6 protein-coding genes are annotated in these 4,332 nt (G+C 73.7%); 1 reads left to right on the top strand and 5 read right to left on the bottom strand.

Annotation, left to right across the window (positions count from 1 at the left end; genetic code table 11):
* The 3 genes from dhaL to RIF89_RS11355 all read right to left on the bottom strand — a co-directional run.
* Positions 1–571 (bottom strand): dihydroxyacetone kinase subunit DhaL (gene dhaL / locus RIF89_RS11365; RefSeq protein ID WP_309069223.1); only part of this gene is annotated, 571 nt, incomplete at its 3' end.
* Between the two features lies 1 nt (position 572).
* Entirely contained in the window at positions 573–1,565 is a 993-nt protein-coding gene (gene dhaK, locus RIF89_RS11360) for a dihydroxyacetone kinase subunit DhaK (RefSeq protein WP_309069222.1), read from the bottom strand.
* A 138-nt stretch (positions 1,566–1,703) separates the two neighbouring features.
* Entirely contained in the window at positions 1,704–2,627 is a 924-nt protein-coding gene (locus tag RIF89_RS11355) for a DnaJ domain-containing protein (RefSeq protein ID WP_309069221.1), read from the bottom strand.
* Positions 2,628–2,684: 57 nt separating this feature from the next.
* Here RIF89_RS11355 and RIF89_RS11350 point away from each other — a divergent pair, with 57 nt between their 5' ends.
* Entirely contained in the window at positions 2,685–3,128 is a 444-nt protein-coding gene (locus RIF89_RS11350; RefSeq protein WP_309069220.1) for a YdeI/OmpD-associated family protein, read from the top strand.
* Between the two features lie 47 nt (positions 3,129–3,175).
* On the opposite strand, the gene RIF89_RS11345 is transcribed toward RIF89_RS11350, so the two are convergent.
* Both RIF89_RS11345 and RIF89_RS11340 read right to left on the bottom strand, forming a co-directional pair.
* Positions 3,176–3,763, bottom strand: a complete 588-nt coding sequence (locus RIF89_RS11345) for a flavin reductase family protein (RefSeq protein ID WP_309069219.1) — start codon at positions 3,761–3,763, stop codon at positions 3,176–3,178.
* 66 nt (positions 3,764–3,829) lie between these two features.
* Positions 3,830–4,332: TetR family transcriptional regulator C-terminal domain-containing protein (locus RIF89_RS11340; RefSeq protein ID WP_309069218.1), on the bottom strand; the 503-nt coding region annotated here is incomplete at its 5' end.

Raw genomic sequence — 4,332 nt, 5'->3', positions numbered from 1 at the left:
GATCGATGTGTCCCGCGCTGCGCTCGCCGAGGTACGAGGCCCGGCCCTTGCGGGCGACGAGCGGCGCGGTCGCATCGCGGCCCGCCGCGGCGGCATCCGCGGCGGCGCGTGCGGCGTCCGCGAGCGACCGGCCGTCCGCGAGCGCACCGCCCAGCGCGTCCAGCGCCGGCTGCAGCGCGTCGAGCATCGTCTTGTCGCCCGGCTCGGCCTTGCCGCGGGCGACGATGCTCGCGACCCCGGCCCGCAGCGCGGTCTCGACGTCCGGGCCCTCGGCCTCGGCCGTGTCCGGCAGCGCCTTCGCGACCTCGAGGAAGAACGAGCCGTACAGCGAGCCGCTGGCCCCTCCCACCTTCGAGATGAAGGTCATGCCGACCGTCTTCAGCAGCGCCCGCAGCGTCTCGGCGTCCTCGAGCCGAGGCAGCACCGCCGCCATCCCGCGCTTCAGGTTCGTGCCGTGATCCGCGTCGCCGATCGCCGAGTCGAGCTGCGTGAGGTGCTCCGCCTGCCCGGTGACGGCGTCTGCGAACCCGCGCAGCCAGGATCGTGCCGTCTCCACCGTGAACGCCGCCATGTCAGCGTCCCCACCGCAGGGCGGCGGTCTCGACCGGCGCGTCCCATAGGCCGAGCAGCTCGTCGTCCGCGCGCACGAGCGTCAGCGAGGCACCTGCCATGTCGAGGCTCGTGATGTAGTCGCCCACCAGCGAGCGGGCGACCGTGATGCCGCGCTGCTCGAGCAGCGCGGCGATCTCGCCGTACAGCGCGTACAGCTCGATCAGCGGCGTGCCGCCCAAACCCGACAGCAGGGCGATCACGGGCGCCCCGGTGAAGTCGAGATCGGACAGGATCGCGTCGACGATCGTGCCGGCGATGTCGTGCGCCGACGCCAGGGGCTCGCGGTGGCGCCCCGGCTCGCCGTGGATGCCGACGCCGACCTCCATCTCATCCTCCGGCAGGTCGAAGCTCGGCTTGCCCACCGCGGGGACGGTGCAGCTCGTGAGGGCGACGCCCATCGACCGGCCCGCGGCGCTGACGCGCTCCGCGACGGCCTTCACGTCCGCGAGCGCGCGGCCCTCGGCAGCGGCCGCGCCGGCGATCTTCTCGACGATCACGGTCGTGCCCACGCCGCGGCGGCCCGCCGTCCACGTCGAGTCCTCGACCGAGACGTCGTCGGCCACGACCACCGACTCGACCTCGATGCCCTCCTCGCGTGCGAGGTCCGCTGCCATCTCGAAGTTCAGGACGTCTCCCGTGTAGTTCTTCACCACGAACAGCACGCCCGCGCCCGAGCTCACCTGCTGCGCCGCGGCCAGCATCTGATCCGGCGTGGGCGACGTGAAGATCTCGCCCGCGCACGCCGCCGCGAGCATCCCCTCGCCCACGAACCCGCTGTGCAGCGGCTCGTGGCCCGAGCCGCCGCCCGACACGAGCGCGACGCGGGGCGTCTCGGAACGCGGCGCGGCGACGACGCGGTTCTCGAGGTCGACCGAGAGCTCGGGGTGCGCGGCGGCGACGCCGCGAAGCGCGTCGGCGAGCACGGTGTCCGGGGAGTTGATGAGCTTCTTCATGCGCCGGTCTCCTTCGACTCGGGTCGAGCGCCGGATCCGCTCCGGCGAGGTCTCCCTCGCATGCTCGTCCTCGCGGCCCCGGCGTGGCAAGAGCGGATCCGGTCTCCGCCGGCAGGCGTGGCGCAGGGGCGGCCCCTGTCAGACGAAGCGGATCGTCTGCTGCAGGCGCGTGCGGATGTCGAACAGCTCGTTGCCGCCGATGTCGCGCGCCCCCGGTACGCCGGTGCGCAGCAGGTGGGCGAGCACGGAGCGGCGCACCACCGCGACGGGGACGCCGCGCACGGTGCCCAGCGCATTGATCGGCTGCGCCAGATCCTCGTCCGGCAGCACGACGATCGCGCCGCTGAACTTCACGCGCGCGGCGCGGGCGACGGCGCGCATCCGGCCGAGCAGTCCCGCGACCGGTGCGTCGGGTCCGACCTCGGCGCCGATGATCTCGCCGCGGCGGAAGCGCACCTCGCCGCCGAAGTCCTCCGACATCACGCCGTACAGGCCCGACGGGCTGAGCACGACGTGATCGAGCTTGACCCCCGGCTGCTGTCCGGCCGCGACGTCGTGCCACACCGTGAAGCCCATCCCGAGCTCCGCGATCGTCCGGGCTGTCGCCTCCTCGGCGAGCGCGTCCGCCAGCATGTGCCGCAGCTCGCGCGGTGCCGATCGCACGAGCTCGGGCGCGTAGGGGTCGGGCACGTCCTGCCCGCGTCCGGCCCATTCGCGGATCAGCGCGAGATAGCGCTCGCGGCGCCAGCCGCCCGGATGCCCGTACGAGCGAGCGCGCGGTCGGGTGTCGGATCGCGTCGCGCGGGAGGGTGCGGCGCCCGCCTCCCAGCTCGCCTCGGGAGCGGACGGGATGCCCGAGCCGCCGTCGTATGCGGCGCGCGCGGCCGGGGTGCCGACGAGTTCCCACGCGTGCTGCACGCGCACGAACTCGGCCGCGTTGCCGCCCGTGTCGGGGTGCGTCTGCCGCAGGCGCAGGCGGTAGGCGCGGCGCAGCTCGTCCTCGCTCGCATCGCGTGGCACGCCGAGCACCTCGTACGCCGAGGCCGAGAGCGGACTGGACATCGCACTCCCTTCGACCGCGCCCTTCAGGCTAAGCCACGGCGGCCTAGCATGAGCCGCATGGGTGCGCTCACGCTGACGACGACGATCCAGTCCTACGGCCCCGCCGCCGCGATCCTGCTCACCGAGGAGCACATCGCGCAGCTCGGCGGCACGAAGTCGCCGCCCATCGTCGTGACGATCGGCGGGCGCAGCGCCCGGCTGCGCGTGGGCCGGATGGGCGGCGACATCCTCGTGGGCCTCAGCAAGGCCGCCCGCGCCGAGCTGGGCGTCGGGGCGGGCGACGAGGTCGCGGCGCACATCGCGCTGGACGAGCACGAGCGCACGGTCGAGGTGCCGGTCGAGCTCGCCGCCGCGCTCGACGCGGAAGCCGGCCTGCGAGAGGCGTTCGACGCGCTCGCCTACAGCACGCGCAAGGAGGCCGCGCGGTCGGTCGCCGAGGCGAAGCAGGACGCGACGCGCGAGCGCCGCATCGCGAAGATCCTCGAGTCCCTGCGCCGCTGACTCGGACGACCAGTCGCGCGATCCGGCGGATCGGGCGGCCGCCGCGGTCAGTCGATGCGGGAGTGGTCGCCGAGGGCGTGCCAGGTGCGGTTGTGGTAGACGAGGGGCTGCTCGCCCTCCGGTCCGCGGTTCTCCGCGCCCTGCAGTGCATGCGCGGCGATCACGGTCGAGCCACCCGCCTCGAGCCGGCTGACGATCGCGCAGCGCGTCCACGCGCGCACGCCGTGGTACAGCGGCTCGCCCGTGGGGAGGCGCGTCCAGGCCGAACGGTCGGCGAAGCGGTCGACGCCGCTTGTCGATGCGAGCTTCGCGAGCGACAGGTCGGCCGAGTCGAGCAGGTGCACCACGATCGAGTCGGACGCCAGGATCGACGGCGTCGCGGACGACAGCGACGACACCGAGAAGATCAGGATCGGCGGATCGACGCTGACCGAGGCGACGGAGGTGGCCGTGAGCGCCACGGGCCCGTCGGGGCCCTCGGCCGTCACGACCGCGACGCCGCCGGGGTGGCCGCGGAAGAGCGACTTGAAGCCGTCGGCGTCGAGCGTGCCGGGGACGGTCAGCAGGTCGCCCGCATGACGGGCGAACGCGTCGCCGTGGTCGTCCGATGCTCGCTGTGCGCTGGTCTCGGTCATGCTTCGACGGTAGCCACGCGCGCCCGGGTGAGTCCTGCGTGCCGACTCACAGTGCAACATTGCGGCTCACGCCGGCGCCGCGCCGGCCTCCGGGCGCGGCGTCGCGACCATCGGTTCCCGAGGGTCGAGCACAGCGGCCACGATCGCCTCGATCGCGAACTCGCTGGCGCGGGCGAGGTCGACGGCATCGGGATCGAGCAGCCACTGAACCTGCAGCCCGTCCATGACGGCGAGGATGCTCGCCGACGCGTCGGCGACGGTGTCGGGAGCGGTGATGCCGCGCTCGGCGCACACGGCCTCGAAGGCGCGAGCGACCTCGGCGCGCAGGTTGCGGTAGCGCTCCTCGAAGTACCCGCGGGCGGGGTGGTCGTCGGTCACCGACTCGCCTGACAGCACGGCGAACGCCTGCACGATACCGGCGCGCCGGGCGTTGACCGATGCCGTCCGGACGAGGTGCCGGAACAGCTCCAGGCCCCCGGGGATGTGCTTCTCGACGAGGTCGGCGACGTCGGTCTCGTCGCGGTACGTCAGCACCTCGAGCAGCAGCTGGGTCTTCGATCCGAAGTGGT

It is taken from the genome of Microbacterium sp. (genome assembly GCF_031178525.1).
Taxonomy (GTDB): domain Bacteria; phylum Actinomycetota; class Actinomycetes; order Actinomycetales; family Microbacteriaceae; genus Microbacterium.
Note: the sequence above shows the minus strand (reverse complement) of the source record. Positions and strands in the feature narration are given on the sequence as shown.

What these genes read in the sequence shown, in the direction of transcription:
- dhaK (WP_309069222.1), bottom strand. Translation starts at nt 1,565, where the DNA reads ATGAAGAAGCTCATCAACTCCCCGGACACCGTGCTCGCCGACGCGCTT.
- RIF89_RS11355 (WP_309069221.1), bottom strand. Translation starts at nt 2,627, where the DNA reads ATGTCCAGTCCGCTCTCGGCCTCGGCGTACGAGGTGCTCGGCGTGCCA.
- RIF89_RS11350 (WP_309069220.1), top strand. Translation starts at nt 2,685, where the DNA reads ATGGGTGCGCTCACGCTGACGACGACGATCCAGTCCTACGGCCCCGCC.
- RIF89_RS11345 (WP_309069219.1), bottom strand. Translation starts at nt 3,763, where the DNA reads ATGACCGAGACCAGCGCACAGCGAGCATCGGACGACCACGGCGACGCG.